The organism is Streptomyces sp. NPDC033270 (genome assembly GCF_055576575.1).
This window is the reverse complement of the sequence record NZ_JBVIRA010000032.1, coordinates 18,000-44,699: the sequence shown is the minus strand read 5'-3', so window position 1 is coordinate 44,699 and position 26,700 is coordinate 18,000. Positions and strand designations below refer to the sequence as shown.

General features: G+C 68.7%; 30 protein-coding genes and 1 pseudogene. 14 read left to right on the top strand and 17 right to left on the bottom strand.

Annotated features, from left to right (window positions below):
• The first annotated feature begins 475 nt into the window (after positions 1 to 475).
• Positions 476 to 1,537 carry a DnaJ-like cysteine-rich domain-containing protein gene (locus tag ACZ5XZ_RS33510; protein ID WP_468985027.1) on the top strand — a complete coding sequence of 354 codons (1,062 nt, stop codon included), beginning with the start codon at positions 476 to 478 and terminating at the stop codon, positions 1,535 to 1,537.
• A 355-nt stretch (positions 1,538 to 1,892) separates the two neighbouring features.
• Here the strand turns inward: ACZ5XZ_RS33510 and ACZ5XZ_RS33505 are convergent, their stop codons facing one another.
• From ACZ5XZ_RS33505 to ACZ5XZ_RS33485, 5 genes are all read right to left on the bottom strand, one after another.
• Entirely contained in the window at positions 1,893 to 2,363 is a 471-nt protein-coding gene (locus tag ACZ5XZ_RS33505; protein ID WP_468985165.1) for a DIP1984 family protein, read from the bottom strand.
• A gap of 353 nt (positions 2,364 to 2,716) precedes the next feature.
• Entirely contained in the window at positions 2,717 to 3,037 is a 321-nt protein-coding gene (locus ACZ5XZ_RS33500; RefSeq protein WP_468985025.1) for a hypothetical protein, read from the bottom strand.
• Between the two features lie 319 nt (positions 3,038 to 3,356).
• On the bottom strand, positions 3,357 to 3,857 hold the full coding sequence (locus tag ACZ5XZ_RS33495; RefSeq protein WP_468985022.1) for a hypothetical protein: 501 nt from the start codon (positions 3,855 to 3,857) through the stop codon (positions 3,357 to 3,359).
• A gap of 357 nt (positions 3,858 to 4,214) precedes the next feature.
• Complete coding sequence (locus tag ACZ5XZ_RS33490; RefSeq protein ID WP_468985020.1) at positions 4,215 to 4,667, bottom strand: DNA-binding protein; 453 nt, start codon at positions 4,665 to 4,667, stop codon at positions 4,215 to 4,217.
• Positions 4,668 to 5,058: 391 nt separating this feature from the next.
• Positions 5,059 to 5,736 carry a TIGR03086 family metal-binding protein gene (locus ACZ5XZ_RS33485; RefSeq protein ID WP_468985017.1) on the bottom strand — a complete coding sequence of 226 codons (678 nt, stop codon included), beginning with the start codon at positions 5,734 to 5,736 and terminating at the stop codon, positions 5,059 to 5,061.
• Between the two features lie 73 nt (positions 5,737 to 5,809).
• Here ACZ5XZ_RS33485 and ACZ5XZ_RS33480 point away from each other — a divergent pair, with 73 nt between their 5' ends.
• Complete coding sequence (locus tag ACZ5XZ_RS33480) at positions 5,810 to 6,316, top strand: MarR family winged helix-turn-helix transcriptional regulator (RefSeq protein ID WP_468985015.1); 507 nt, start codon at positions 5,810 to 5,812, stop codon at positions 6,314 to 6,316.
• A 124-nt stretch (positions 6,317 to 6,440) separates the two neighbouring features.
• Here ACZ5XZ_RS33480 and ACZ5XZ_RS33475 read toward each other — a convergent pair whose 3' ends face one another.
• Positions 6,441 to 6,830 carry a VOC family protein gene (locus tag ACZ5XZ_RS33475; protein ID WP_468985012.1) on the bottom strand — a complete coding sequence of 130 codons (390 nt, stop codon included), beginning with the start codon at positions 6,828 to 6,830 and terminating at the stop codon, positions 6,441 to 6,443.
• A 329-nt stretch (positions 6,831 to 7,159) separates the two neighbouring features.
• Here ACZ5XZ_RS33475 and ACZ5XZ_RS33470 point away from each other — a divergent pair, with 329 nt between their 5' ends.
• Positions 7,160 to 8,134 carry an ATP-grasp domain-containing protein gene (locus tag ACZ5XZ_RS33470; protein ID WP_468985009.1) on the top strand — a complete coding sequence of 325 codons (975 nt, stop codon included), beginning with the start codon at positions 7,160 to 7,162 and terminating at the stop codon, positions 8,132 to 8,134.
• Positions 8,135 to 8,300: 166 nt separating this feature from the next.
• On the opposite strand, the gene ACZ5XZ_RS33465 is transcribed toward ACZ5XZ_RS33470, so the two are convergent.
• From ACZ5XZ_RS33465 to ACZ5XZ_RS33445, 5 genes are all read right to left on the bottom strand, one after another.
• Positions 8,301 to 8,873, bottom strand: coding sequence for a Clp protease N-terminal domain-containing protein (locus ACZ5XZ_RS33465; protein ID WP_468985007.1), 573 nt, complete (start codon positions 8,871 to 8,873; stop codon positions 8,301 to 8,303).
• 1 nt (position 8,874) lies between these two features.
• Positions 8,875 to 9,084, bottom strand: coding sequence for an HTH domain-containing protein (locus tag ACZ5XZ_RS33460; RefSeq protein ID WP_399148125.1), 210 nt, complete (start codon positions 9,082 to 9,084; stop codon positions 8,875 to 8,877).
• Positions 9,085 to 9,263: 179 nt separating this feature from the next.
• Positions 9,264 to 9,644 carry a hypothetical protein gene (locus ACZ5XZ_RS33455; protein ID WP_468985004.1) on the bottom strand — a complete coding sequence of 127 codons (381 nt, stop codon included), beginning with the start codon at positions 9,642 to 9,644 and terminating at the stop codon, positions 9,264 to 9,266.
• Between the two features lie 347 nt (positions 9,645 to 9,991).
• Entirely contained in the window at positions 9,992 to 10,648 is a 657-nt protein-coding gene (locus ACZ5XZ_RS33450; protein WP_468985001.1) for an HNH endonuclease family protein, read from the bottom strand.
• Positions 10,649 to 10,746: 98 nt separating this feature from the next.
• Positions 10,747 to 11,907 (bottom strand): alkaline phosphatase PhoX, encoded by a 1,161-nt coding sequence (locus ACZ5XZ_RS33445; protein WP_468984999.1) that lies wholly within the window; start codon positions 11,905 to 11,907, stop codon positions 10,747 to 10,749.
• Positions 11,908 to 12,460: 553 nt separating this feature from the next.
• Between ACZ5XZ_RS33445 and ACZ5XZ_RS33440 the strand changes: the two genes are divergently transcribed.
• Together ACZ5XZ_RS33440 and ACZ5XZ_RS33435 are read left to right on the top strand one after the other, a co-directional pair.
• Entirely contained in the window at positions 12,461 to 12,901 is a 441-nt protein-coding gene (locus ACZ5XZ_RS33440) for a hypothetical protein (protein WP_468985162.1), read from the top strand.
• Positions 12,902 to 12,942: 41 nt separating this feature from the next.
• Positions 12,943 to 13,437, top strand: coding sequence for a lamin tail domain-containing protein (locus ACZ5XZ_RS33435; RefSeq protein WP_468984996.1), 495 nt, complete (start codon positions 12,943 to 12,945; stop codon positions 13,435 to 13,437).
• Between the two features lie 231 nt (positions 13,438 to 13,668).
• Here the strand turns inward: ACZ5XZ_RS33435 and ACZ5XZ_RS33430 are convergent, their stop codons facing one another.
• On the bottom strand, positions 13,669 to 13,887 hold the full coding sequence (locus ACZ5XZ_RS33430) for an EF-hand domain-containing protein (RefSeq protein ID WP_128510833.1): 219 nt from the start codon (positions 13,885 to 13,887) through the stop codon (positions 13,669 to 13,671).
• Positions 13,888 to 14,274: 387 nt separating this feature from the next.
• Between ACZ5XZ_RS33430 and ACZ5XZ_RS33425 the strand changes: the two are divergent.
• Together ACZ5XZ_RS33425 and ACZ5XZ_RS33420 are read left to right on the top strand one after the other, a co-directional pair.
• Positions 14,275 to 14,391: pseudogene (locus ACZ5XZ_RS33425) on the top strand (tRNA-dependent cyclodipeptide synthase); the annotation flags it as partial.
• Positions 14,378 to 15,559, top strand: a complete 1,182-nt coding sequence (locus tag ACZ5XZ_RS33420) for a cytochrome P450 (protein ID WP_468984994.1) — start codon at positions 14,378 to 14,380, stop codon at positions 15,557 to 15,559. The pseudogene ACZ5XZ_RS33425 and the gene ACZ5XZ_RS33420, both read left to right, overlap by 14 nt.
• A 33-nt stretch (positions 15,560 to 15,592) precedes the next feature.
• Here ACZ5XZ_RS33420 and ACZ5XZ_RS33415 read toward each other — a convergent pair whose 3' ends face one another.
• Together ACZ5XZ_RS33415 and ACZ5XZ_RS33410 are read right to left on the bottom strand one after the other, a co-directional pair.
• On the bottom strand, positions 15,593 to 16,477 hold the full coding sequence (locus ACZ5XZ_RS33415) for an aldo/keto reductase (protein ID WP_468984992.1): 885 nt from the start codon (positions 16,475 to 16,477) through the stop codon (positions 15,593 to 15,595).
• A gap of 15 nt (positions 16,478 to 16,492) precedes the next feature.
• On the bottom strand, positions 16,493 to 17,434 hold the full coding sequence (locus tag ACZ5XZ_RS33410) for an NAD-dependent epimerase/dehydratase family protein (protein WP_468984989.1): 942 nt from the start codon (positions 17,432 to 17,434) through the stop codon (positions 16,493 to 16,495).
• Positions 17,435 to 17,504: 70 nt separating this feature from the next.
• On the opposite strand from ACZ5XZ_RS33410, the gene ACZ5XZ_RS33405 reads away from it, so the two are divergent.
• Positions 17,505 to 18,416 carry a LysR family transcriptional regulator gene (locus ACZ5XZ_RS33405; RefSeq protein ID WP_468984987.1) on the top strand — a complete coding sequence of 304 codons (912 nt, stop codon included), beginning with the start codon at positions 17,505 to 17,507 and terminating at the stop codon, positions 18,414 to 18,416.
• A 41-nt stretch (positions 18,417 to 18,457) separates the two neighbouring features.
• Here ACZ5XZ_RS33405 and ACZ5XZ_RS33400 read toward each other — a convergent pair whose 3' ends face one another.
• Both ACZ5XZ_RS33400 and ACZ5XZ_RS33395 read right to left on the bottom strand, forming a co-directional pair.
• Positions 18,458 to 18,928, bottom strand: coding sequence for a nuclear transport factor 2 family protein (locus tag ACZ5XZ_RS33400; protein WP_468984984.1), 471 nt, complete (start codon positions 18,926 to 18,928; stop codon positions 18,458 to 18,460).
• A gap of 96 nt (positions 18,929 to 19,024) precedes the next feature.
• Positions 19,025 to 19,945, bottom strand: a complete 921-nt coding sequence (locus tag ACZ5XZ_RS33395) for a zinc-binding dehydrogenase (protein ID WP_468984982.1) — start codon at positions 19,943 to 19,945, stop codon at positions 19,025 to 19,027.
• Between the two features lie 203 nt (positions 19,946 to 20,148).
• Here ACZ5XZ_RS33395 and ACZ5XZ_RS33390 point away from each other — a divergent pair, with 203 nt between their 5' ends.
• Together ACZ5XZ_RS33390 and ACZ5XZ_RS33385 are read left to right on the top strand one after the other, a co-directional pair.
• Positions 20,149 to 21,108 carry a LysR family transcriptional regulator gene (locus ACZ5XZ_RS33390; RefSeq protein WP_468984979.1) on the top strand — a complete coding sequence of 320 codons (960 nt, stop codon included), beginning with the start codon at positions 20,149 to 20,151 and terminating at the stop codon, positions 21,106 to 21,108.
• Between the two features lie 146 nt (positions 21,109 to 21,254).
• Complete coding sequence (locus ACZ5XZ_RS33385) at positions 21,255 to 21,737, top strand: hypothetical protein (RefSeq protein WP_468984977.1); 483 nt, start codon at positions 21,255 to 21,257, stop codon at positions 21,735 to 21,737.
• Positions 21,738 to 21,825: 88 nt separating this feature from the next.
• On the opposite strand, the gene ACZ5XZ_RS33380 is transcribed toward ACZ5XZ_RS33385, so the two are convergent.
• Complete coding sequence (locus ACZ5XZ_RS33380; protein ID WP_468984975.1) at positions 21,826 to 23,286, bottom strand: serine hydrolase domain-containing protein; 1,461 nt, start codon at positions 23,284 to 23,286, stop codon at positions 21,826 to 21,828.
• Between the two features lie 140 nt (positions 23,287 to 23,426).
• On the opposite strand from ACZ5XZ_RS33380, the gene ACZ5XZ_RS33375 reads away from it, so the two are divergent.
• The 4 genes from ACZ5XZ_RS33375 to ACZ5XZ_RS33360 all read left to right on the top strand — a co-directional run bounded on the left by ACZ5XZ_RS33375 (position 23,427) and on the right by ACZ5XZ_RS33360 (position 26,288).
• Positions 23,427 to 24,152 (top strand): TetR/AcrR family transcriptional regulator, encoded by a 726-nt coding sequence (locus tag ACZ5XZ_RS33375; protein WP_468984972.1) that lies wholly within the window; start codon positions 23,427 to 23,429, stop codon positions 24,150 to 24,152.
• Positions 24,153 to 24,338: 186 nt separating this feature from the next.
• Complete coding sequence (locus ACZ5XZ_RS33370; RefSeq protein WP_468984969.1) at positions 24,339 to 24,689, top strand: hypothetical protein; 351 nt, start codon at positions 24,339 to 24,341, stop codon at positions 24,687 to 24,689.
• Between the two features lie 423 nt (positions 24,690 to 25,112).
• Positions 25,113 to 25,673, top strand: a complete 561-nt coding sequence (locus tag ACZ5XZ_RS33365; RefSeq protein WP_468984966.1) for a cysteine hydrolase family protein — start codon at positions 25,113 to 25,115, stop codon at positions 25,671 to 25,673.
• Between the two features lie 162 nt (positions 25,674 to 25,835).
• Positions 25,836 to 26,288, top strand: coding sequence for a hypothetical protein (locus ACZ5XZ_RS33360; RefSeq protein WP_468984964.1), 453 nt, complete (start codon positions 25,836 to 25,838; stop codon positions 26,286 to 26,288).
• The last annotated feature ends 412 nt before the right edge of the window (positions 26,289 to 26,700 follow it).

Below are 26,700 nucleotides of genomic sequence, written 5' to 3'. Positions count from 1 at the left end.
GCGGGCGCGGGGCTTCTGGCCCGATCAGGTGCGGGCAGTCTCCTCCGCCAGGTGGGGCACAAAGCGATCAGGACACCCGGCAGAGTGAGTCCGACGATGGTGACCACGGCGGGCTGAAGGCGGGGCGGGCTGAAGGCGGGGCGGGAGCCGCGCGTGCTCGGAGTCGTCGGCTTCCACACCCGAGGCCGCGACTCGCTCTGCCGTACCCACCCGCAGCGTGATCTCAAGCTAGCCATGGCCATGCCTCATTCGACCGACAGAAAGTGACCGGAGCGGTAGTACCGCAACGTGCTGCCAAGTTAGGCATCTCATACGGGGCCGGGTAGGGGATCTTGCCGAATCAGAGCCAGGGCACAAGGATCGCGTAGTGCCGGCGGGCAGCCGCGGAGGTTCGGCACCGCCCGCCGTGCGTTTTGGCTACGGTGCCTTCGACGGCCGCGGGGGAGGGGCGCCGCGGCCGAAACAGGGGAGACGCATGCTGAGCGAGACGGACATCCTGCAAGCGGTGCGACAGCACATCGCCGAGCGCGGGGAAGCGCCCAAGGTGGGCCTGCCGGCTTCCGTCGAGGTCACCTGGCACTCGCTCCTGGAAGGAAAGATCGTGCGGTCCATAGAGACCCGCACCGAGGACAAGCGGCTTCACCGCGGCCGTATCGATCTCTCGGGCCGCCCGCGATACGACAGGCTGGATCGCCACCCCCTTGCCCCACCGCAGGACCCTGCCGTCGCAACGACACTGCAGCTGGTGCAACGTGGCTCGGTCAAAGACGAATCCTGCCCGTGCGGCAACGGGAAAGTGACCTGCTCGCGCTGCCAGGGGCGAGGGGACCTGCCCTGCGCAGCGACCACCACCTGCGGCGAATGCCGCGGCATCGACGCGTGCTTACGCTGCGACGGCACAGGCCGCCGAACCCAGAAGGCAACCGAAGAAACCCGGCAGGCAGCAGACGAGCGCGTCACCTGCAAGAAGTGTGGGGCGTTCGAGGCCGCATGCTCCACATGCCGAGGCCGCGGACATGTCACCTGCTCGACCTGCCGAGGCAGGGGCACCCGAGAGTGTCCCGACTGCGACGGCGCAGGAACCGAGTCCCACAAGCGATGCGCGGGCACCGGCCACACCGTGACGTGGACTGAAGGCATTATCAGCCGGCAGCCACGGACCGAGGAGATCAAGTGGCCCGAGTCGGGCCTGCCGTACATGGCGCGTCAGCACGCACGTGAGTACGGCAACTGGCACAAGACGTTCCTCACCCACAACGACTCCGTCCCCGACGACCTCGAGGGCGAGTTCAAAGCTCTCCTCAAGCCTCGCCTCAAGCCGCATGACGGTGAGATCGCACGAGAGGCCGACCTGCGGTACCTGCCGCTGGCCCGGGTGGTCGTGCCCGAGCATCGGCACCGGATCTACTACGTCTACCCCGGCAAGTCCACGCCGCAGGTCGTCATCCTGCCCTCGCCACAAAGGACGTGGCAGATCGTCGGGGCAGTCCTGGGAGTCTTGGCGGTGCTCTACCTACTGTCGCGATTGCTGTCGTAGATTCGGCTGCGCTCCCGAAGCGGATTCGCCGAGCAGTGGTGAGGTCACTCGTCAATGGTGTGCGTTCCCCTCGAAGAGCGAAGCCAGCCGCGGCCATCTCCTGGGGACCTGTCTGTTCCTACTGCGATGTGGGAACCCCGAACCCGCCCTCACCGTCCGGATCTGCACGTGGTGATGTGCTGTGCAATGTGCACCATTACCTGTACGCGATGCTGAGCTGCACTGTTAAAGGGGAGTCGAACCCCCGCGTTGCTCTTCACGCGCCAGGAGTGGGCTGGAAAACCGCCGGCCCTCGGTGTGTGCACGCCTCCGAAACAGCTACCTGCTCCACATCGTCCTCGTCTGCCGGGACGGCTCAGTCCAGCAGATCGACCTCCCAGTTCGTCCGCTGGATCCGCACGTCGATCTCACGGATCTCCCGTGCGAGGTCGTCTGCCTGACCGCGCAGTTCCGCGACCGAGAGGGCGGAGAGCATCATCAGCTCGGACCGAAGTTGGCGCCCGTATCCCCGCTCGCCCGTACCCGCTGCCGCATCCGCCGCCGCGGTGATAACCGAGTGACGCGTCCGCAGCACATCCCGGCGTGCGAGTGCGTCGGTGAGTGTGCCGTCCGGGCCCATCTCCACAACGGCATTCGTGCGGTTGATCCGTCGGATCAGCGTTTCAAGGGTGTCCATCACCTCGCCGGCTTCGGCCAGCAACTGGGATGCATCTTCGGCGGGCGTCTCGCCTTCCTGGTACCGCGCACTACCGACGATGCGCGCTCGCAGCTGCTCTACACGCCGCGTCGCCTCCGCACGTTCTGCCAGCGCCTCAGCAAGCTTCACTGTCTCCACCTCCCGTCCTTCATGAGTTCGCACGAGTATACGGACGCATACGGGCTCAAACGCACCTGGTTTTCGATCCGCTGAAGCCTGGGCCCGGCACGGGAACCCACGAGTTCGGATGGGTCGTCGAGCTGGAAAGGATGCGACCACCTGCGACCACCTACGGCCACTGGTCGGCCTTGTCGACAGATACGGCCCAGACGCCGCCCCCGCAGCCGTCAGCCAACTCACCCAACTCACCCAACTCACCGAAGAAGATTCGCTTTCGCTTTCGCTTGAGGCATGTTGATGCCAGGTGGGGAGAGGTGCTTGCAGAGCCGTGGGTGGGTGGGGCTCTGACGGATGGTCGACGGCTACTCGACTGTCTCGGTGCGAAGCAGGTCGATCTCAGCTTGCGCGTTCAGTCGACGCTTTACTTCCGAGGTGGCGTAACTGACGAAGATGAGTGTCGGATACTGGGGGAATTCTGGGACGGAGAGGATTCCTTCGTCGTCCGCAAAGTTCGACTCGATCGTGATCTCAAATAGATCGGAACCCCGATGCGAGAAGTACTCTCCTCCTTTGAAGGAGCTTTCGCGCGATGTAAATTCTACCTCCAGGGTATGGGAGATAAGCCTTTCTGCTTCGCAGAGATTTTTCTCGCGAAGGCCGTACACGTTGAAGTGGATCGACATTCAGTGGCTGCTCTCTGCTGTTGCCGTGGAAGGCTTGCCCGCCCCGAAGGTGTACGAGATTTCTAGCCACTGCTCTCCAGTGCCCAGATTCTCTCCAGCTTTACCAGATGGAGTCCGACATTTCGTGTACCGAGTTCACTCGTTCGTCGACCTCGACTCACTCTGGCGCGAGAAACGTGCAGTACATCGTCGAACCGAGTAGATCCAATACGGACAGTGTCCATCGCTGGAATCTCTCCAGGCTTTTCTCTGTGCTCATCGGATCCTTCTTCCTTCCATCCCTTCTTGCCCGATGACGTGTCCGCCTTGCAGCGTTCCCCTATTCGCATCCTGGACGCCTCTCCCCCCGAGCCCAGAAGGACTCGACCCCGTGCCACGGTGACGGTCCGCCCTGGGTCCGGATGAGGTTTTCCTGCAAGGGGTCGAGGGAGCGACGGGCCGCGTTGACGAACCTCACGTGCGCCTCGCACAGCCCGGTGTGAATCGGCCGGAGCTCTTCCAGATCCGTCGGTTGACGGCCATGGAACAGGATGGTGAACTCCTCGATGACGTCACAGATCTGATTGACCGCCGTCATCGCATCCTGGCTTGCCACCAGGGATATCGACTGCAGAGAGGCGTTGAACGGCTCCCAGTCGACGGCGGGCACACGTCTGTCGACGAACGCCTCGCGGAGCTCCATCTCCACAGCGCCGAAGGCCTGGAGGAACTTCTCGTACGCGGCCGTCCGTGACTCCTGGAGCCACTGGCGGTTCTGGCCGCGCCGTCCCACGACACCGCCCGCGACGACTCCCACGAGGGTGGCGGCGATGCCTCCCACGGTAGATATCAAAAGTCCCCATGGGACAGCCACCGTATGTCTCCCTCCGGCCTTCTCGGCTCAGACTCGATAACTCGGTAATGACAACCAGCAAGATCGCGGATCGGAGCGGGCTCAACTCGGCCAGTCCCTCCGGCGTCGGTCGCTCGAACCACCTGACGGCGTCCGCGAGTCGTTCCTCCGTGATGCGGAATGCCCCCGGCGGCAGAGCCGCATTGCGTTCGGAAAGCCGCCGTTGGAGCTCGCGCCGACCACTCCTGCTCCCGGCGCCTGGCCGGGGTGGTCTTGCCGGCCCCAGGGAGCCCGCAGGCGAGGAGGAGCGTCGACACGGCTGCGACGAGGAGCTGTTCAGCTGTTCTACGCCGGTCCTTGCTCTGTGTCTGTGGTGGTGCGTGCGATCAGTCGTTCATAGCGCTGTCTGGCGGCTTGAGGGGTGCCGAGCCCGAGGCTGAATGCGATCTCTGGCCAGGTCATGCCGCGGCCCCGCGCCATCTGGAGGAGTCCGGCTTCCAGCTCGTCCATCTCGCCGCGAGCCAGTGGCACGAGGCTCAACGCGGCGGTGATATCGGTGTGGTCCACCTTTGGCTCGCCGTCCTCGAGCCGCGCGGCTCCGCTGAGCAGGAACGACACGAGCCTGATGGCCTCGTGCGGCCCGAGAGCGGACGGGTGTATCTGTCGGCGGCGTTGCTCGTCGGTGGCCGCGTGTCGCTCGGAGATGCGGAACAGGGACGCGTATACGCGGTGTGCACGCGCCTGGTCCGGATGTGGGGGTGTGAAGGGGTCGGCGGGCTGGTCGGGAGTTGATGCCATGCACCCAGGATGAGGTGGCTCACTAATTGTTGTCAACGAATAATTGTGAACAGAATGTTTGCTCGCTCGCCAAGGCCCGTGCGAACGTCGACAGTTCGCCGCTGCCTTGGAGGTAGTCGCCGCCAACGGCCCGCCCGTTCGGTGGAGGACCGCACGACGGGGGAGCTTGCCTGAGGCCCCGCCTCGCCCGTCGCCCGTCTCACCGCCCAGTGCCTGGGCATTGCCTGATGGGTCGTCAGTGGCGGGCCTTGAGTGCCGCCCATGTCGCGCCGACCGGCACCCGCGTCTTCGTGGGCGCGAGGGAGCGCCTAATGCGGAGGTGCGGGGTCCACGGGCGGCCGGACGTGGGCGCTGCGTGCTCTCGGTCGCGCGGTGCGTGCGGCGAGGGCCTTCAGTAAGTGCTGTCGCCGGCGGCCGCCCCGCGCTCCAGGCCGGTGTGGTTGTCGCGGGAGAGGGGGGTGCGCCAGTCCGGCGAGCGGCCGAGTGCCGCCAAGATCTTCGCCAGTGTGCTGGTGTCGTCGTCCGCGGCCAGTCCCGGCCGAAAGGCGCTGCCTGGGGCGAGCCGGGAGTCGTCGTCCGGGACGGCGAGGGCTATCGGCAGTGCGGCCTGGAGGAGTTCGGAGCCGGGTGCGTACGTGATGCCCAGGGTGCGGGCGACGTCCCAGCTGTGCACCACGTAGTCGATGAGGTGGAAGCCGATCGCGCGGGCGGCGGGGAAGGTCTGGACGAGGGGGAATTCGGGGAGCGCGAACTCGCGGTCGGGGCTCTCCAGGGTCGTGAACGCGGCGATGACATGCTCGGCTGCCTCGACGTATTCCGTGACCGGATCCTCGCCGAGCGGCCGGACCGACCAGTGCGAAAGGTCCTGCCCGTGTCCGAGCGCCGCCGCCGCGAACCCGTGGTGCTGGGCCGTCATATGGGCGAGCGGATCCGACAGGGTCCAGGCCGAGCAGGGCGTTGGCTTGCGGAGATCGTCGGGGGTCATCCGGCGTACCAGGTTCACGCTGTCCCGTACCGCCTGGGCATTGAGGCGCCTCAGGCGTGCGAAGTCCGCGTGCGGCGCGGACACGCTTTCATGATTCATATGCATGCGCTTACGATCTGCGTGAGCACATGAATTGTCAACGGGTATTTTCTTGACCATGGCCGAGAGCGCAGCCGACAGCGGCACCACATCCAAGGGGCGGCCGACCCGTCCCGATCTGGCGGCGATGATCGTGCCCCTGGGCCGTGCGCTCATGGCAGCCGAGCAGCCGATCCTCGACGCGCACGGTCTGACGATGTGGGCGTACTCGGTACTGCTGCACCTCGACGAGTCGCCGATCCGTACGCAAGCGGCGCTGGCCGAGGCCATCCGGGCGGACAAGACCCGGATCATCCCCGTCCTCGACGACCTGGAGGCCCGGGAGCTGATCCGCCGTCAGCCGGATCCCAAGGACCGGCGGGTTCGTCTGCTGTCGCTCACCGCTGCGGGCAGGCGGCTGCGGGATGCGGTACAAGCCGCGATCCAGCAAGGCGAGGAGCAACTGCTCACCCAGCTGCCGGCCGCCGACCGAGCCGGCTTCCTGAAGGCGCTGCAGACACTGTCCGAGCTGCCGGAACTGACGTCGCGGAAGACGGGGCGGGGCACGTCGCCATCCTCTCCCTGACCCGACCCCTGACCCGACTCCTGCCCCGTCTCCCGACCAGAGAGACCGGCCCTGACGACCTCGTGGGCCGTCCGCCGGGAGCAGGAGCAGTCGAGGACGTCGGGGCTCAGGCGACAGTTGTCGGTCAGCCGAGGTAGTTCGCCCGCCCTTCGTCGTCGAGCTCGAAGGGGCCGTCGGGGAGGATGCAGAACTCGTTGCCCTCGGGGTCGGCCATCACCAGGAACCCGCCGTCGGCGTACTGCTCCAGCCGGTGCCCGCCGAGCGCCTCGACCCGCTGCTGCTCGGTGGCCGGGTCGGGAGAGGTGATGTCGAAGTGCATGCGGTTCTTGCCGGACTTGGGTTCGGCGGTCTGCTGGAACCCCAGACCCAGGCCGTTCTCGCGCCGCAGCCATACGTACGGTCCCGTGCGGCCCACGACCGGCCGGCCGAGCAGCTCGGACCAGAACGCGGCAAGCCGCGCAGGGTCCGTGGCATCGACGATGAGGGCATTGATCCGCATAGGTGAGTCCGCCATGCCCCGATCCTCTCAGGCGGGCAGGGCCGCGCACGGCGCCACGACCTGTGCCGTCGCCGTGGTGACTGAGCGCGGCACCTCGCCCGCTGGGTCAGGTACGGCGCTCACCTCATGTACCGCTGGAGAGGGTGGTCGGGCTCGGGCTCGGGTTCGGGCCGGGTGCCTTCAGCTCGGGCTGCCGGCGGTACGGCCGAGTACGGTGCGGAACCGTTGATCGAATGGCAGTGCGGCGCACTGATGGTTCGGCCGAGGGGGCACGTCCGGCGAGTCCTCACCTCCTGGTGCCGCCTCGACGAGAATCTCCTGCCGGTACTGGTTGCCTCATGGGGATGAGCGGACACATGGCGGAGTCGTTGTCGTTAAAGCGGTCGTTTCCCGATGTCTGGATGCTGGTGCGTGCCCATCCGGCTGAGCCGGTGGGGGCGACACGTGCTCTGGCCGATGCGCTGATCGCGGCGTACGGCTCGCGCTTCGCCGTCTGGCACACGGACGAGCTCCTCCTCGGCGTCCGTGACGGGCGGCTGAGCCTGCGCACGCTGGTCGGAGAGGAGATGCCCGCCCCGAAGGTCGTATGCGTACGCCAGGTACCCGGCTCGATGCACCACGACCGCGAAGTGACGCTCCTGCGGCACCTGGAGCGCATGGGGAGCACGCTCCTCAACTCACTCGAATCGCAGATCACCTGCCGGAACAAGTTCTGGCAGCTGCAAGAACTGGCCGCGGCCGGCCTTCCGGTGCCCGCGTCGCTCTCCTACGCCACAGCACCGCTGAACGGCGTCGTCCGCACCCCAGGCCTTGACGTGCCCTGCGTGGTCAAGCCCGTCAACGGCTACCAGGGCAGGCAGGTGTCCCTCGTCCCGGATCTCCCCACGTTGCGTCAGGCGGCGGACGGCGCTGCCCACGACATGCCCCTCCTCTTCCAGGAGTACGTGGCCCCCTCGCACGGACGCGACCTGCGCGTCGTCATCGTGGAGGGCGAACCCGTCGCCGCCGCGGTACGCACCGCGCGCGACGACGCCCTTGCCTCGAACCTCGCCCGAGGCGGCGCCGTCAGCCTCTGCCGAGGCCGCTATCCAGAGGCCGAGGCCCTCGCGGTCCTGGCCGCACGGACTCTGGGCCTGACCATCGCAGGCGTAGACCTCCTCTTCACCGCGACTGGTGCCCACACCATCTGCGAGGTCAACGCGGTCCCAGGCTGGCGCCCGGAGATGACAGCGGTGATTCCCGCCGTCACTGCCTGCGTCGAGCGCCACCGTCAGATGTCTCAGACATCTCAGATGTCCCACCCGTCGGCCACGCCCTAGGTCAATGCATCTGGGCAACCCCGAATGCACCCGGTTCGAGCAAGTGGGGAATGGAGGCGAGCTGCGAGCTTGGGGGCTTTCGCGGAACCCGACCAGTGCGTCGGCGCACCTGCCGACACCGTACGAGCAGCTGCCGACGACAGCGTACGAGCAGCTGCCCGAGCACTCAGCTCGCCTTGGCCCGCCCTGGTCCGCCGTCCCTGAGCGCGCGCTCGACCTCGGCTTGGTCGGCTCCGTACTCGGCGAGCACGTCCGCCACCACACCAGGGTGGGCGGCAAGCGCCAACAGGATGTGCTCGTCGCCGATGTGCCGGTCGCCGCGGGCCAGCGCGGCCCTCAAGGAGCGCTCCAGCACGGCTTTCGCCTCGCGGGTGAAGGGGCGATGTCCTGCGGGCCGCCAGCGCTTGGTTGTGCGGTCGGCAGCCAGGGCGCCGCGTCCGTGGGTGGCCTCGACGCGGGCGACGACCTCGTCGACGTCGATACCGAAGCCGGCCAGCGCTTCGGCGTCCGCCCGAGAGATCCCGCCACGCTGCCGGGCCTCCCGCAGCGCCCCCTCCAGGGCCCCGCGGCGCCGATCCACGCCGAGCGAGGTCAAGGCGGAGGAGGCTGTGGTGCCCTCTGCGTCGAGCAGCGACAGCAGCAGATGCTCCTCGGTGACTGCCACGGCCCCGGCCCGCCCGGAGTGGCTGACCGCGCCTTTGACCACGTCGCGGGCGCTTCTGGTGAACTTCTCGAACACGTCAATGCCTCCCGTACTTCTTGTGTACAGCCTGCCTGCTGACGCCCAGTTCCTTGGCGATCTCCTGCCACGACCAGCCTTGGTTCCGGGCGCTTCTGACTTGTACGGACTCAAGCTGCTCCAGCAGTCGCCGCAGCGCGGCCACGGCCCGCAGCCCGACCCGCGGGTCACGGTCACCTGCTCGCTCGGCGAGATCGGTTGCCTCGGTCATGTATGTCAACTTACGTTGACGCGGAGTCGTTGTCAACCATAGTTGACGGCATGCAAACCGAGAAGCCGTCCCCTGACGTCGCACCAGACCAGAGTCATCCGGGATTGCCCCTGGTCTGGTGTGACGTCTGATCGGCAGGTGTCGCGTCAGACCTGGTAGGGGTCAGACCTGATAGGGCCTTACACCTGATAGGGCCGGAGACTGACGTCGTTCCGTCCGGCGCGGACCTCGATCCACGACCCATCGGCGCCATCCGTCGGCGGTGGGCCGACCAGATCGAAGAGGATCAACGCGCCGCCCACGTCCAAGCAAGCCGCTCCGTCTTCAGTGAGGCTCAACCGGCCCCGGAAGACGACGTGATCGCCGTCCTCTCGCGGCTCTGGCGTGGCGGAAGCAGCCGGCCAGGGCGCCTGAGGCTTGGGCGAGTTCTGCTCGACCGCCGTAGTTGACGCAGAGGGTGAGGCCAGGCCGGTACGGCGGTGCTGTCCGGCGTCCTCCGGGCGGTTCAACTCGTCGAGGACGTCGGCGGGCATCTCCTGTTCGCTGCCGGCCCAGCGCACACGTACGTCCTCCAGCGCGCATGTACGTCCTGGAGAGCGGATCGCCCTCTTGCTCCCGGTCGAAGGTGCGCCCCAGGAGCATCAGGGCGTCCACTTCTTCGTGCGGCCGTTTCCAGTCCTCGGCGGAGGCGGAGGTGGAGGTAGAGGTGGAGAAGGCACAGACGGGGGCAGGGCAGGCTGATCTCCGAGGCGCCGTGGACGATGTCGCGCGTGCAGCATTCGCGTTCACCCTCACCGTCGTGGACCAGTCCCTGCGCGTGGCGGGTGGCAGGTGAGCGGGGCCGGCATGCCACCTGATGAAGGGGGGCGCGGCCCCGCTGAGGTGTCTCAGGCGTACGGGTGTCCGGTCATGAGGAGCAGGTGTTGAGCATGCTTTGCAGCGCTGTCCTCTCGCTGGACTGGAGGGTCAGGCCCCAGTGGTACTTGGACCGTATCCACATCTTGGCGTAGGTGCAGTGGTAGGAGGCCAGCGGTGGAGTCCAGGCAACCGGATCCTTGTCACCCTTGGACTGGTTGACGTTGTCGGTCACCGCGATCAGCTGGGGGTATGCGAGGTCGTTGGCGAAGTCCTCGCGCTTGCTGGTCGTCCACGAGCTGGCACCGGAGCGCCAGGCCTCGGCCAGTGGGACGACGTGGTCGATGTCGACGTCGGATGCCGCGTGCTCGGTGATGCCGTCGTAGGGGCTGTACCAGCTGCCGGAGTCGGGGTAACAGTCGCTGCCGACCACGACGTTCGAGCCGTCGCGCTTGAGCACCTCTTCCCGTGTGTTGCAGGTGCCCGAGATGGTGATCCAGTGTGGGAACAGGTCGCGTGAGTAGCCGGTCATGCTGCCTTCGGCGGCCACGGTCAGCGCATTGAGCTCGGACTGGGCGGTGGACTTGCTGGGGATGTTGGGCGGGGTGGCGTGAGCCGGGGTCGTCAGCGTCGTCGTCGACAGCGCGACGGCGGCCAGTGTCGCACCGGTCAGGCCGAACCAGTGGCGTCGGGACAGGGCGTGGGACACGGGTGCTCCTTGGGAGGGGGCGGGGTGATGGACACCTGCGGTGGCCCCGGCGCATGGGCCGGGGCCACCAGAAGCCGCTCGGACTGCTATCGGGTCGGTCAGGTGCGGAAGGGGCCGGTGACCTCGTAGGTGATGCCGCCCGAGGAGCTGCCGCTCGTGCCGCGCTGGCTGGAGAAGTACAGCCGTGTGCCGTTGGGGGAGAAGGCCGGTCCGGTGATCTCCGAGCTGGACTGGCCGGTGATCCGCAGGAACGGCGCGACGATGTCGTCCGGGGTGATGATGCAGATCTCCATGTTGCCGCCGTCCTCGGCGACGAACAGGTCGCCGGAGGAGGATCCGGTGACGTTGTCGACGCCGGTGAGTGGGGCGGGACCGGGGTTGACCAGGTTGTCGTCGTACGCCAGCTCGTAGGTGCTGTTCGTCAGGTTGAGCTGCCAGAGGCGGTTGTCGCCCTTGGTGGTGAACCAGACGGTGTCGTTGGCGTAGTGGCAGCCCTCGCCGCCGTTGAACCGCTTGGCGCCGGAGACCTGGTTGCGGGTCGTGGTGGGGGATCCGTCGGGGTCCGGCACGGTGCCCCAGGTGAACGAGCCCGAGGTGCCGGTCCCGGCCTTCAGGACCTGGAGGGTTCCGGAGGACAGATCGCCCCAGGTGGTCGGGGTGAACCGGTAGAAGCAGCCGTCGGTTTCGTCCTCGGTCAGGTAGATGACCTGGCGCCCCGGGTCGGCGGCGGCCGCCTCGTGCTTGAACTTGCCCATGGCGTCGCGCCGGGTGGCGGCGTTCACTCCCCACGGGTCGGTCTCGTAGACGGAGCCGAGGGAGACCTCTTCGCAGGAGAGCCAGGTGTTCCACGGGGTGGCGCCGCCGGCGCAGTTCTGCCGGGTGTTGGACAGGATGCGGTAGGCAGCGGTGATGGTGCCCGAGGAGTTGAACTTGACGGCGCTCGCACCGCCGCTGGGGTTGATCTCCGAGTTGGAGACGTAGATCCAGCCGGAGCCGTCGGCGAAGCAGGCGCCGCCGTCGGGGGCGCTGTGCCAGGTGTACGAGGTGCCGGAGACGGCCTGGCTGGAGCGGGCGATGACCCGGCTGGTGAAGCCGCTGGGCAGCTGGATGCCGTTGGCGTCGGCGGTGCCCAGTGCGCCGTAGGGGCCGGGGCCGTTCTGGGCCGGGGCCGCGTAGGCAGCGCCGTGCAGGAGGGTGCCGCCGAAGGCGGCGGCCGAGGTGCCGATGACGGCTCCGCGCAGGAAGGTACGACGTTCCATATCTACTCCTTCGTCAAAGCACTGCGAAAATGAGGAGTTGAGCGCCTTGCCGACTGGTCACCGAGGAGAACTTAGGGCCGCTGCGCCGGGCCGATCAGGGGCCCGTAGGCGAACTCTTCCCGGCCGACCGATGAGTAGGTTTTGCGCAGAAACGATCACTCATGCCGCTAAATGAACGACAGGGAAACCTTTCGGACTGCGGGGCACACGCCGCCGCGCACAGCCTTCGGGTCGCTGGCTGCGACGTTCGCCCAGGTGCCGCAGGGCGTGGCCGCTCTACAGTCAGCCCAGTGCGGCCGGGGACTCGTGCTGGCCTTACGGGCCGCGCACATCCTGCGCGGCGAGTTCACCGATGGCCAGCTGCACATAGCCACCGCCTCCCCTCCGCGTACGGAGACCGGGGCCGAAGCCCGCAGCGGCGCACGGAGCCCCGGGGGATGTCTGGTTCCGCGAGGCGAAGAAGAAGGCGCGATCAAAGCCGCAGCTGACGCGCGACAAGATCGTCGCCGCCGCCGTGGACCTGCTGGACGCCCAGGGCGTGCAGAACCTCAGCATGCGCACCCTCGCCGAGGGCTTGCAGGTCCATGCGACCAGCCTCTACTGGCATGTGGCGACCAAGGACGATGTCCTGGACCTCGCCCTGGACGCAGTGTTTGCCGAAATCCGGCTACCCGCCAGGCACCACGAGTCCTGGCGCGAGGACGTCGTCACCTCATGGCCGAGCTACGCCGCGCCCTCCTGCGCCACCCGTGGGCCGCAGCCCTGGCGGGCCCTCGGCCTCGTCCCCGACAACCTCCGTCCACGACCAGCGCGGCCACCAGTGATGTCATGCACGACCTCGTGGGCGTCGGTGCCGCAGAAGTTGCAGGTGATGCGGGTGCGGCCCCGCGGTGCTCGACGCGTTCCGGATATCCGAGGAATGTCCGTGGAATGTCCGAGGAATGTCCGAGATCAACAATTTGAAACCGTAACAAGTCGCACGTGGTGTCTGTAGGCTTCTGCCGCTCATCAGCACTCTTGAGGGGGGACCTCACCATGCGTACCCGCACCACAGCCCTCGCCGCCGCTCTCGCGGCCGCAACGCTCGCCGCGCTGACCGCGAGCCCTGCCCAGGCCGCCGAGTACTCCTCCGCCCTGAAGGTCCGCGGAGTTCAGTACGACGCACCGGGCCGGGACTCCAACAGCTGCCGCACCGGCAACACCCGGGACGAGTACCTGACCGTCAAGAACTACTCGCGTACGGCGACCGTCAACCTCCGCGGCTACGTAGTCAAGGACGCCACGGGCAACCGGTTCACGTTCACCGCGAACCACTATTTGCAGCCTGGTGACTACGTCAAGCTCCGTGGCGGCAACGGCACCGACTCCGACAGCGGCAACGTCGTCTACCGCGACAACTGCAACTTCATATGGAACAACGACCGCGACACCATCTACCTCTACAAGCCCGGCGGCAGCCGCGCCGACGTCCACTCCTACACCAGGAGCGGAAACGACCGCGACGGCGACGGCTACGTCACCTTCCACTGAGCAAGCGGGCCGGCCCCCTCGCCCAGTGCGACGGGGGCAGCTGGTACTGCGCCCCGGGCCTGCGTATATCCGCGCCGCGCCCCGCGTCTGGACCTGGAGGGAACTCGGCGATCCGGCGGATGCAGTGCGCGGTAACGGCCACACAGATGCAGTGCGCGGCAACGACCGCACACAGGAACCGGCGGAATGACGAACCGGGTCCGGCAGGTTCATGTGCCGGACCCGGTGGTGTCAGCCATTCATGGCCGCCCAGAACTCCTCGAAGGACATCTGGCGGTCGCCGTTGGTGTCGAGCGAGTCGATCAGCTCCTGGGCCTGCGATTCGGTGATCTCCGAGCCCTCCAACTCCGCCACGACCTTCCGGTATTCGTCCGCGGTGACCTGGCCGTCCCCGTCGACGTCGTAGCGCTCGAAGACCTTCCGCGCCGCCGTCTCCACGATGTCTGCCATGTGCTCTGCCCTTCTGCGATCTTCGCTGACGGGCCCAGGCTATCTGTCCGTTCGGAGCAACGCGGGGCCGCCCAACCCTGCCCAGCCGTTGCGGGCCGCCGAACTTGTTCCAAGGCTCGTGACTCCGTCTTGCGAAGGCATGAGCGCAGGGATCGCTTCGACGGCCCGCCTCGAAGGCTGTGCGGTTCGGGCTGCCGCAACTATTTCGTCGACGCGGAGTTGTTCTGGGCGACTTGACCAGGCGATCACAGCGAGGGGCAGTGATCAGGAGGACCCTGGCAGTCGCACCGCCCGCGGCCGCTCGTGTCGGGTTGAGACTGCCGGCCCCGTCCACCTCGCGCGCGATCGCGAGCGGCGAGGTGGCCAAGAGCGAAGACGCACTGCTACCACCAGCTTCTGCCGATGGCCGAGCTGCTGTACGCGCGAGGGGCTGGTCTGCGCGCCTCCCGCAACCAGGGCCACGCCGTCATCACCCCCGTCGAAGGAGAACATGATGGACACTGACGCGCTGCTCGACTTCCCGTTCTCCCCGCGTGGCGACCGTCTCCCGCCCGAGATCGCCCAGCTGCGGGCCGAGCCGGTCAAACGGGTCCGGACGATTGCCGGGGATCCGGCATGGCTGGTGTCGTCGTACCGTCTGTGCAGGCAAGTGCTGGAGGACCCGCGCTTCAGCCTCAAGGACACCTCCGCCCCCGGGGTGCCGAGGCAATACGCACTGACCATCCCGCCGGAAGTGGTCAACAACATGGGCAACATCACCGGGGCCGGACTGCGCAAGGCAGTGCTGAAGGCCATCAACCCCAAGTCGCCCGGTCTCGAGGACTGGATGTACACCCACGCCGCTGAAACGATCGACGGCATGCTGGCGTACGGCCCGCCGGTCGACCTGCGCGGCCGGTTCGTCAGCCCGTACGCCGAGCATCTGCACTGCCGCATCCTGGGCATCCCCCAGGCGGACGCGCCCCGCCTGGCCGCCAGTCTCGACATCGCGTTCATGCACTCGGCGTCCCCGATCACTGGCGCCAAGCTCAACTGGGACATCGCCTACATGGTGCAGCGCCTGGACGACCCGCTCACCACGGGCCTGATGAGCGAGCTCGCCGCGCTGCGCACAACGGAGGAGTATGCGCATCTGACCGACGAGATGCTGGCCACCGTCGGCGTGACCATGTTCGGCGCCGGGGTCATCAGCACGATGGGCTTCCTGACGATGGCGATCGTCTCTCTCCTTCAGAACCCGCATGTGTGGCGCCGGTTGCGCGCCGAGCCCGACAAGATCCAGGCTGCGGTCGACGAGCTGCTGCGCGTCAACCTCTCCATCGGCGACGGGCTGCCCCGCATCGCCACCGAGGACGTCCTCCTGGGCGAGGTCCAGGTGAGGAAGGGCGAACTGCTCCTCGTCCTGGTCGAGGCCGCCAATACCGACCCGGACGTGTTCCCCCAACCGCACACCGTGGACATCGACCGGCCCAACGCGGCCGAGCACCTCTCGTTCGGCGGCGGTGGGCACTACTGCCCGGCCACCGGCCTGGGCAGGAAGCACGCCGAGATCGCCCTGCGGGTGCTAGTGGAGAAGATGCCCGGCCTGCAACCGGCGGTACCGATCGACCAACTGGTCTGGCGCACCCGGTTCATGAAACGGGTCCCCGAGCGGCTGCCGGTGGCCTGGTAGCCGCTCAACTCGGCGTCGACGCCCGGAGTTGCTTCAGCCCGGCAGCGCGTCCTCAAGCTGCGTCAGCTCTCCCGGGCTCAGTTCGAGTTCCGCGGCCTGGGCCGAGTCGGTGATGGAGGCCGGGCGACTGGCTCCCGGCACCGGGATCACCGTGGGGGAGCGGTTCAACAGCCAGGCCAAGGCGATTTGCTGCGGGCTGACGCCGTGCTCGGCCGCGATGCGGTGGAAAGCGGTGCCGGCAGAGGTCGGGCCGGAGGGGCCGTCGAGGGAACTGCGGGAGATGCCGCCGAGGGGGCTCCAGGGCAGGAACGCCAGGCCCAGCTGTGCGCTCAGTTGCAGCTCGGGCTCGCTGTCCCGGACGGCGGGCGAGTACTGGTTTTGTACCGAGACGAGTTGGTCGCCGAGGATCTGATGCGCCTGGCGGATCTGGCCGGTGGTCACGTTCGAGATGCCGGCGGCGCGGATCGTGCCGGCGTCCAGCAGGTCGCGCAGGGCGCCGACGGACTCCGCCCAGGGCACGGCCGGGTCCGGCTTGTGCAGCTGGTACAGGCCGATGGCCTTGCCCCCCAGCCGCCTGGCGGAGGCCTCGGCGGCGCGCCTGAGATGTTCCGGCGTGGCGGTGACGGTCCAGCTGCCGTCTCCGGGACGGCCGCGGCCGCCCTTGGTCGCGATCAGGACGCCGGAGGTGTCGCCGCCGTAGCGGGCCAGAGCGCGGGTGATCAGGAGCTCGTTGTGGCCTACCTCGTCGGCGTGCCAGTGGTAGCTGTCGGCGGTGTCGATGAGCGTGACGCCGGCGTCGAGGGCGGCGTGGACGGTGGCGATGGCCCGCTTCTCGTCCGGGCGGTCCTCGATGGACAGCGGCATGGCGCCCAGGCCGATGGCGCTGACGGTGATGTCGGCGATGGTGCGGTACTGCATGGCGGTTCGTGTTCCTCAGGCGGCGGGAGCGGTGGATGCGGCGAGCGTTTCGGCGACGGCGCCGGGCAGCCAGTCGGTAGTGCGGGAGAAGGCGAAGCCCAGCTGTTTCGCACGGGCGTTGCTCATGGCGTAGTGGCGGTCGAAGGAGAACGGTGAGGCGGTCCCACCCGCGGCGACCGTTCGGTAGGCGGGTTCGCGGCCGGTCTGCGCGGCGACGATCGCGGCCAGGTCGCGCACGTCGAGCAGGCCGTCGGAGCAGGCGTTGACCGGACCGGTGAAGTCGCTGGCGGTGGCCGCCCACAGCAGCAGGTCCGCCAGCTCCTCGTGGTGGATGAACACCGTCGGCAGCGCCTCGGCGTGCACGACGATCTCGTCGCCCTGGGCGATGCGCTCGGTGTAGTGCGCGAGTCGGCCGGTGAATTCGCTTCCGCCGCCGCCGAGCACGTGCGCGCTGCGTACGGAGGCGAACGCGAAGCCGCCGTCCCGGGTGAGGACGGCCTCCGCCTGCCGCTTGCCCTCGGCGTAGTGCGCCTCCAGGTATGCCCCGTCGTGCCAGGGGAGGTCGACGGCTACCTGCCAGGCGCGCGGGTCCACGTTCTCCTCCGGTACCGCGACGCCCGCCGGCACAGCCGGCAGCGCGGCGGTCGCCGGGTCGTAGACCTCGATCGTGGAGGTCATGACGTAGCGCCGGGTGCGGCCGGCGAAGGCGCGGGCGGCGATCGCGGCCTGCACGGGGGTGTAGCAGACCTGATCGACGACCACGTCGAAGGTGCGCGAGCCGAGCGCGGCGACGAGAGCGGCCTCGTCGTTGCGGTCGACAACGAGGTGCTCGACACCGGCGGGCGGCCGAGTGGAGCCGCGGTTGAGCACGGTGACCTGATGGCCGGCCGCCTGCAGACGCTCGACCAGGAGCCTTCCGACGTAGCGGCTTCCGCCGATGACGCAGATTCTTTGCATGCCCCCACCCTGGACGCCTACCGTCAGCAGCAGAAGTGACGGCTTGCTGGAAGCGTGTTAAGGAATACTGTTGATCGATGTGCAGCGACTCCGCGTCCTGCGGGCGGTGGCGGACCACGGCAGCTTCAGCAAGGCGGCCGCGGCTCTCCACCTCACCCCCTCCGCCGTCTCCCAGCACGTAGCGGTGCTGGAACGCAGCCTCGGTGCCCAGGTCGTGGCACGCAGCACGCGCGGGGTCACCCTCACCCAGGCCGGCCAGATCATGGTCGGGGCCGCCGAGTCCGTCGCAGCCGAGCTCGAACAGGCAAAGCAGCAAGTCCAGCGGCTCAGCACGGGCCGCGTACAGCTCACCGTCGCCACCTTCACCAGCGGCGGCAGGCACCTGCTGCCCGACGCTCTCCCCCGGCTCATGGCAACCCATCCCCGCACCCTGCTCCACGTCAGGGAGGGCGAGCCCGAGGACACCTTGCCCCTTGTCCGCCAAGGCGCCGTCGACCTCGCACTCGCCTACCACTTCGACGGCCCGCTGCCTGTCGGGCCGGGTTCGAGCTCCAGCCTGCAGTGGACCGCACTCCTGGAAGATCCCCTGCACGTCGTCATGCCCCATGAGCATCGACTCGCCGACCGCGAGTCACTCGACATCGCCGAGCTGGCAGCCGAGCCCTGGGTGCTCGGCTGCCTCAAGACCGAGGCCTACCTGCGCCGTTACGCCGAGCGCGCAGGCTTCGAACCGGAAGTGCGCGGCACCACCACCGACTACTTCTTCGCCCGCTCACTTGTCGCCGCGGGAATGGGAATCTCCCTGGTCCCTTCCATCGCGCTCGTCCCGACGGTGCCGGGTCTGCGCGCCGTCCCGATCGAGCCGCCGACTCCGACCCGGCACATCGGCGTTGCCACGATCGGCCACCGTCACGACCGCCCCCACGTCACGACGTTCATCGAAGCCCTCCGTGAGCAGGCGAGGTGTCGATCGGGGGGCTGACGGCGGCCGGTATCGGTGACGGTGGTGAGCCGGGCGGCGGTTCATTTGGTACCGGCAGGCCGCGGGGTGACGTGGTCGGGGAAGAGGGTGGCGGCCACGTGCCGGGTGTCGGCGTATTCGATGACGGAGGTGATCTTGCCGTGGCGAACGGTGTAGATGCCGACGCACCGGTTGTCGTAGCTGCTGCCGTGGACGGTCTTGGCCTTGGAGGTCCATTCGGCGGCCACCCGGTCGCCCTCGGCGAGGGCACTGACCAGTTCGATCTCCATGGTGTCGGGTACGAGGATCGGTCCCATGCCGCCGAGGAAGTCGTTGATGATCGTCTCGCGGCCGTGCCACACCTTGGAGATGGGCAGGTCGCCCGGGTAGTGCCAGGTCGCGTCCTCGGCGAAGCTGTCCCTGATGGTGTCGGCGTCGCCGTCACGGACGGCTTCGATGTAGCGGATGACGACGGCCTTGGGGTCGACGATTGTCGTGGTCGTGGTCGTGGTCGTGGTCACGGGCGTGGTCATGGGCGTGCACCTTCGGCTGGTTCTCGGTGATCGGTGAGTTCGGTGAGTTCGGTGAGTTGGAGGAGTTGGAGGAGATGGGGGACGTTCGGGTGTGGCTCAGGACAGGGTGAGGACGGCCTTGCCGCGGATACGGCGGTCGCGCAGGTCGGTGAGCGTGGTCGCGGTGTCGGTCCAGTCGGTGACGCGGCCGATTTCGGGGTGCAGGCGGCCCTCGTCGGTCAGGCGGACGAGCACGGCCAGGTCGTCGTCGAGGCGGGTGTCGGCGTCGAGGTAGTGGAAGTGACGGATCACAGCCGATTCGGGGCCGGTGAAGAAGTCGAAGAAGTCGAGCGTCGCGGGGGTCCTGCTGGCCTGGCCGAACCAGATGAGCGTGCCGCGCTTGGCGAGCCGTGCCAGGGCGAGCGGGAGCGCCCGGCCACCCGTCGATTCCAGCACGGTGTCGTACGGGCCGCGGGCGTCGGCGACATCGTGGACGATGTCGGTGGCGCCGAGTTCGGCGAGTCGGGCACTGCGTTCGGCGTCCCGGGAGACGGCGGTGAGCCGGGCCCCGCCGGCGGCTGCGAGTTCGGTGACGTAATGGCCGACGCCTCCGGACGCACCGGTCAGCAGTATGCGCCGGCCCAGCACGGGCCCGGCGGCGCGCAGGAGCCGCAGCGCGGTGAGCCCGGCCAGTGGCAGGGCCGCGCCCTGAAGCGCGGAGACGCTGTCCGGCAGCTCGGCAAGCGCGTCGGTCGGCACCGCCACGTACTCCGCCCAGCCGCCCGCCATGGGGTGCCCGACCACCCGGGTGATCCCGGACGGTCCGCTTCCGTCGGCGGCCGGCTGCACGACGAGTCCGGCGATGTCCTTGCCGGGGCGGTCGCCGGGCGCGGGGTTTTCCAGCTTGAAGGTCTCGCCCCGGTTGACCGAGAACGCCTCGACCTTCACCAGCGCCTCGTGCGGGCGCGGTGTGGGTTCGGGAACGTCGGCGAGCACGACCGGCTCGGCGGGATCTCCCGTGGGTATGAGCGCCTTCATCGCTGTCCTCTCCCTGTCCTTGGTGGCCTGCGGGGCTGAACCCCTCGCCCGCCGGGTTCCCCTGCTCTGCCGGGTTGTCCTCGGTGTGGCGTCGGGGCCATCTGACCGTTCGGGGTGACGGGTCGGCCAACAACAAACCCGCCTGGCCGACAACGCGGGGTTGTCACATATGGTCAGCGGGGTTGTCACATAAGGTCAGCGGCATGGATCTCGATCTCGCCCTGGTCCGCGCATTCACCACGACCGCCGGAACACTGCACTTCGGTCGGGCCGCCGCGGAGCTGAACACCAGTCAGCAGGCGCTGTCCAAGCGCATCGCGCGACTTGAGGAGTTGCTGGCGGTCCGGCTGTTCGAGCGGAAGGGCGGCATCCGGCTGACCGAGGAGGGTGAGCGGTTCCTGCCGGCCGCGCGTGCGGCGCTGGCTGCCGGTGAGCGCGCGGTCGCCGCGGTGACCGGCGTCGGGCCGGTCGTACGGATCGATGCCTGGGGCCACATGTACGCGCCGATGCGCACGGTTGCCCAAGTGGTGCAGACGCTCGGCCGCATACGGCTGGAGCCGGGCCCGGGACGTGACTGGCTGTCAGTCGCGCAGGCGCTGCGGCGCGGCGACTCCGATCTGGGCTTCGGCCGGGTGCACCCGCTGCCCGACGGCCGCGATGCGGACCTCACCCGGCGACTGGTGCGGCTGGAGCCCGTCGACGCGGTGGTCAGCCGGTCCCACCCGCTGGCCGACGCCGAAGCGCTGCGCCCGGCCGACCTGCGCGACAGTGTGATGTGGTGCCCGGCCGAACTGGCCCGTCTGGACTTCCTGCGCCGCTTCGCCGACGAGTTCGCGATCACGCGGCGGCAGGACGGCCCCAACCTGGGCCTGGACCACCTCGTCGAACGCATCCGCGGCGACGCCTCGTGCTTCACGCTCTTCCCCGCCGACGCGCCGCTGCCCGACCGTACGGGCCTGCGGTCCATCCCGCTCGTCGAGCCGACCCCGCTGTACGCCTGGTCGCTGGCCTGGCACGAGTCCTTCCGCCATCCGCTGCTGGGCACCCTGCTGCGCGGCTTCACAGAGGTCGGCCGCGACCGGCGCTGGCTGGACTACACACCCCGGCGCGACTGGCTTCCCGACACCGACCACGCGCAACTCGCGGTGCGCGAGACGGCTTGAGGCTGCTGCACACCGTGAGCGCGACACCGCGCGCCAGGCGAGCGAACCGTCCCTCGCGGACTGCCCCCTGGGGAGAACGGTGTGCGTAGAGTCGGTTCCGAGGATGCAGGGCCGATTCCGAGGATGCCGAATCGGGTGAGGGGGCGATGATGGACGAGGCCGGCCAGATGGGCATGGGCCGCTTGCGGGTACGGACCGGCGCGGAACCCCTCGACGAGGTGGATACCGCGCCGGGCGGCGCGCGGTCGGCCGATGTGCGTGACGCGCTCGACGGCATCCGCAGTATCCGCCACCTCACCAACCCCGGTCCCGACCCCGGTGCGTGCCCTGCCGCGTGGGAGCGGCGTCGGCTGCTGCGTACGGTGAGCCTGCTGCTGGAAGCCGAAGGTATCCCCCCGTCGGCTGCGGGAGAGGACGGCGAGCCGGTGCGGACCGGCTATCGCACCGATGAAGGAGACCGGCTGGGGCGTGTGCTGGTGCGCTGGGTCGGGCCCCGGGGCAGTGGTGTCCGTTACCAGGAGCAGGAGCACCTTCGGCGTTGCCAGGAGGTGCTGCGGAACTGGGGCTTCGAGGCGCTGGAGGTCCGGGGTCCCGGCGGCCGTCGCTATTTGGAGGTCGAAGCCGTGTGAAGGAGGCCGGCGCAACCGCCCCGCTCGACACACTCCCCCTGCCCGGAGCCGAGGAGGCCATCCCGGCTCCGGCCGGCGCAGCCGGGTTCTACGCGGTCTTGGGGCCGCAGCGCATGCCGATGTACACGCAGCCCGTGCCGTCGGGCAGCGTGGAGAAGACCACGGGCGTGTAGTCCTCGCTGAATGCCGCGCCCACCCCCGTACCGGCGAAGACCGTCTGCGTCACCGGCAGCAGATCGATCTCAAGGGGCTCGGAGAAGTCCTTCATGCCGTCGACGAATTCGTACCGCGCGTGGCCCGCGCCGTCCCGCTCGGTCACGGTGATGACCACGCCCTCGCGCCGGTACGTGCCGACCAGCGGTGCGAAGTCGACCGCGGGCGGCTGGGCGGGCGGGGCGAAGGGCTCCGGCATGGTCACCCCGGCCAGTTCGGCGAGGAGTTCGCGGTAGAGCGCCGCGTACACCTCCCGTGCACCACCGCCGTTGGTGAGCAGCGCGACCGCGACGCCCGCCGACGGCACCACGCGCAGGTAGCCGTACTGCCCGATGGAGGCGCCGTCGTGGCCGTAGCCCGGGACGCCGTTCCAGTCGTACAGGGTCCAGCCCAGGCCCCAGCCGTCCGAGCTGACCGTCCACTTGTCGGGACAGTCCACCACCCGGCGCTGCATCAGCGCGACCGTCTCTTCGGAGAGCACGCGCGTGCCGTCCTCGGCCACGCCGCCGGCCAGGTGCATCCGTGCGAGCCGGGCGAGGTCTCCGGCGGTGGCGATGACCCTGCCGTAGGGACCCGCCGAGCGCGGCATCATGTCCCATTCCGGTGCCGGGTCCGGTACCTGGCCCGGCTCGCCCAGGTGCCCCATCGCCGCGCGGAACCGCAGCGCCTCCTCAGGCAGCGTCATGGTGTGCGTGAGGCCGAGCGGGGTCAGGAGCAGGTCCTTCAGCGCCTGGTCCCAGACCTTGCCGGTGACCACCTCGATGATCCGGCCGAGCACGTTGTAGCCGACGCTGCTGTAGGAGATCACGGTGCCGGGCGGGCAGTCGAGCGCCACGCCCCTCGCGGCCTCGACGTACTTGGCGAGGCAGTCGTCACCGCGCCCGCTGTCATGGGTGAAGTCGCAGGTGAGGCCGCCGGTGTGGCTGAGCAACCGGCGTGTGGTGATCGCCCTGGTCGCCTCGGGGTCGGCGACCGAGAACTCCGGAAGTACGTCCACGACCGGCGCGTCCAGGTCCAGTTCACCTGATTCGGCGAGCTGCATGATCAGGGTGGCGGTGTAGACCTTGGCTATCGAGCCCATCTGGAAGACCGAGTCGGTCGTCACCTCGACACCCGTACCCCGGTGCAGCACGCCGCTGGCCAGTTCGTGGACGGTTCCGTCGACGAGGAGCGCGAGAGATGCGCCCGGCACGTGGTGCTTGGCGCGCAGTGCGTCGAGGCGGGCCTGCCAGTGGGCGAGGTCCAGTTTCCGGCCCGCGGAATCCCGGGCTCCCCACGCGCCCGTGGCGTCCCAGTTGCCCCGCTCGTCCCAGCTCACGTTCTTCGACTTCGACATGTCTGCTCCCCAACCCCATCCGATGCGTACGGCGTTCTCTCGATGCGCACACCGTACGCATAGGGGAACGCTGTACGCAAGGTGCGTACAGCGTGCGCTACGATGGCGGAAGCCGTGGGACGAGCAGGGAAGAGGGCCGTATGCCAGCCGACGAGAAGCCGACCGCATCGGTGTGGACCCGGCCGCGCCGACCGCAGCGGGAAGCGCTGACCCGCGAGCAGATCGTGGCCGCGGCCATCGAACTGCTGGACCTGGAGGGCATCGAGGCGCTCAGCATGCGCAGGCTCGGCAGCCGCCTGAACGCCGCGGCCACCTCCCTCTACCGGCACGTGACCAACCGGGACGAGCTGATCCAGTTGGTCGTGGACGAGGTCTACGGCGAGGTCGAGCCACCGGCCACCGCCGACCGCGCCCATTGGCGCGCGGCCGTCACCCACATCGCCGCCGATCTGCGGGCGATGACCCTGCGCCACCCTTGGATCGCCCCCGAGCTCGGCCAGGTCGGCCTCGTCCACATCGGCCCGAACGCCCTGCGGATGTCGTCGGGGATGCTCGCCCAGTTCGAGGCGGCCGGCTTCCCCGCGGACGAGAAGGACCAGGCCGTGGGGACGCTCACGGCATACGTCATCGGGATCGCGACCTCCGAGGCCGCCTACCTCTCCTTGATCGCCCGCAGCGGCAAGTCCGAGCAGGAGTGGGTGGCGGCCCTGCGCCCGGCCTTCGACGAGGCCTCGCAGCAACACCCGCGGCTGCGGGAGGGAAACTCCGCCCAGCAGGACGTGCACCCCCAGCAGATCCGCGACGACCACTTCTCGTACGGGCTCGACCGGGTCCTCGACGGCCTGGCGGCCCGGCTCGACGCCTGAACCGACGCGGCGGTGTGGGCATTCGTCCACGGCACCCCGACGATGGGGGTTCGGGTGACCTGGGCGTGGTGCTGCCCTCCCCGACTGTGGATGGTGAACACGAGGCCGCTGTCGTTCCCTTGTAGGCTCGTGGTGGGTCAACGCCGTGGCGTGTCCGCACGGGCCTGAAGCATGGGAGGGGCACAGATGGTCTCGTCGGTTTTGTTGCTGTTGGTGGGCTTGGGCGTGCTGGCCGCGATCGTGGTCGTCGTCGCCGTGGTGTTGAGCACGCGCGGCAGGAGCGCGCAGTCGCAGGTCGCTCCCGGGGGTTGGGGTGCGGGTCCGGGGCCGGGTATGCCGCACCAGGCGCCGTATCCGCCCGCCCCGCAGCCCGGCCAGGGGTTCCCGCCCGCCCAGCAGCCGGGCCAGGGGTTCCCGCCGGCGCAGCAGCCGGGCGTGCCGGGGTATCCGCCGGTCGTCCCTCCGGGGCAGCCGCCGCAGAACCCGGGACCGTATGGCGCCCCACCACCACAACAGCCGCCCTATCAGGGTCAGTGACACCCGAAGACCGCCGATGACCGGCCGCGGAGACGCCGCGGCCGGTCGACGTGTTTCAGGGGCGTGCGGTTGCGCGCGTTCGGCGGCGCGCGAGGTTCAGCGGCGCGAATGCCGCGCTCGCCGCGCACTGCACCGACATCACCGAACTACGTAACTACGCACCGCCCGCGGCCACCAGCCAGAGTGCTGCCTCTACACCGCCCGCTGCCGCGCCCCGCCCGGCCGATCCGCCGCCCATCCGACGCGCACTGGACGCTGCGCCCGACGCAGCCCCCAGGCCCCAGCCCGCAGACCGCAGACCCCAGACCCCGGCCAGTCCCGGCGAACCGGGAGCACCACCACCGTTCCCAAGGCTGCGTAGGATTCGAACATCACTAACCGGCCCCGTTTCCACGCCGAACTGACTTCGTTCCTGGAGGCGACATGAGCAGCGCCCTTCTCGTGATGGACGTCCAACAGGCCATCGTGGACATCGCCGACGACGGCTCCGGATATCTGCCACGCCTGCGCAGAGCGATCGACGGGGCCCGGGCGGCGAACATCCCCGTGATCTACGTGGTCATCGCGCTCCGTCCCGGCTTCCCGGAAGTCGGCACGCGCAACAGGGCCCTCACTGCCATCGCACGGGCCGGCCTCTTCGTCGAGAGCGCCCCAGGCACCGAGATCCACCCCGAGGTCGCGCCACGGCCGGGCGATGTGGTGGTCACCAAGAGACGGGCGAGCGCGTTCTCGGGCAGCGATCTCGACGTGGTGCTGAGGGCACGCGGTATCGACAGCCTCGTGCTCACCGGCATCGCCACCAGCGCTGTCGTGCTGGCCACCCTGTGCCAGGCGAACGACCTGGACTTCGGCCTCACCGTCCTGTCCGACGCCTGCCTGGATACCGACCCAGAGCTGCACCGGGTCCTCGTCGAGCGGCTGTTCCCGCAGTGGGCGGATGTCGTCACCGTCGACGACTGGGTCAAGGCGATCGCACCTCAATAGCGGCGTCCGTCGCTGCCTTCGCCGCTGCCACCCTCACCACGGTTCCCCCGCCGACGCCGCGCCCGCTCCCGCGCACTCCGGCAAGACCGCCTCTGCCACGGCAGCCAAGTGCGGGTACCGAAGCAACGGCCTGGGCTTACGACGATCGAATATCTTCCACCCATGTCCAATGAACTGCTCTCTGCCTTCATAGGCTTCGGTGGCGCCCTCATCGGTGCCGCGATTGCCCTTGTAGCGTCGTTGCTCGCCGCGAGGATGCCGGTGCGTCAGTCGGTCCGCTTCCGGCACTTGGACAGCCTCGCCGGCATTGTGGGCGGCGGCCGGCAAGCCGCAGTGGCACAGAAGGTGCACCTAGGAATCGCCGCACGACGGGAGTTGGTTCGCCAGTACATCGACCTTGATGTCTCGGAGGAGAACGCCGCTCTCCAGCTCGTGAAGATCATCCACACGGCGGCGCTGGAAACCATGAACACCGAACGGCGACACCAAGGGCTGGAGCCCCTGGAGCTGGAGGATGTGCATCGACTCATCCTCGATCCGCAATCGGCGGCACTGCAGATCGCCTGGGAGCGAGGCGAGCAGGTCTCCCTGCCCCCGCGGCCACCGAGTAGCTGAATATGAAAGAACGGACAAGCAAAGATCTGGACAGCACCGACACCCTGCCCGGTCGACCAACTGGCCAACTGAAGCGCTCGGTCACCACCACTTGTGACTGAGCGCTTCAGTTGTCGGGTGAGTGCTTGAGTTGGCGGGCTGAGCAATTCGCCGCGGTCGAGGAAGCGCTGGGGTGAGGCGTCGGGCAGGGACTGGAAGATCTGGTCCTGGGCCTGGGCTTTCTTACGCCCGCAGCGCCCGGTGGGCGCGGGCGGCTTCTGCGCCGCGGTCCTGGCCAGTGCCCCGTTCGCCCGGCCGCTGTCCGGTTCGGTATCGGCGCACCGTATTTCAGAGGCACTTTGTTGGTGGCTGTGCTTTCTTGGTCGTGCGCCGGGCCTCCTGGCAACTCACTCACCCACCTTTTTCCGAGAGG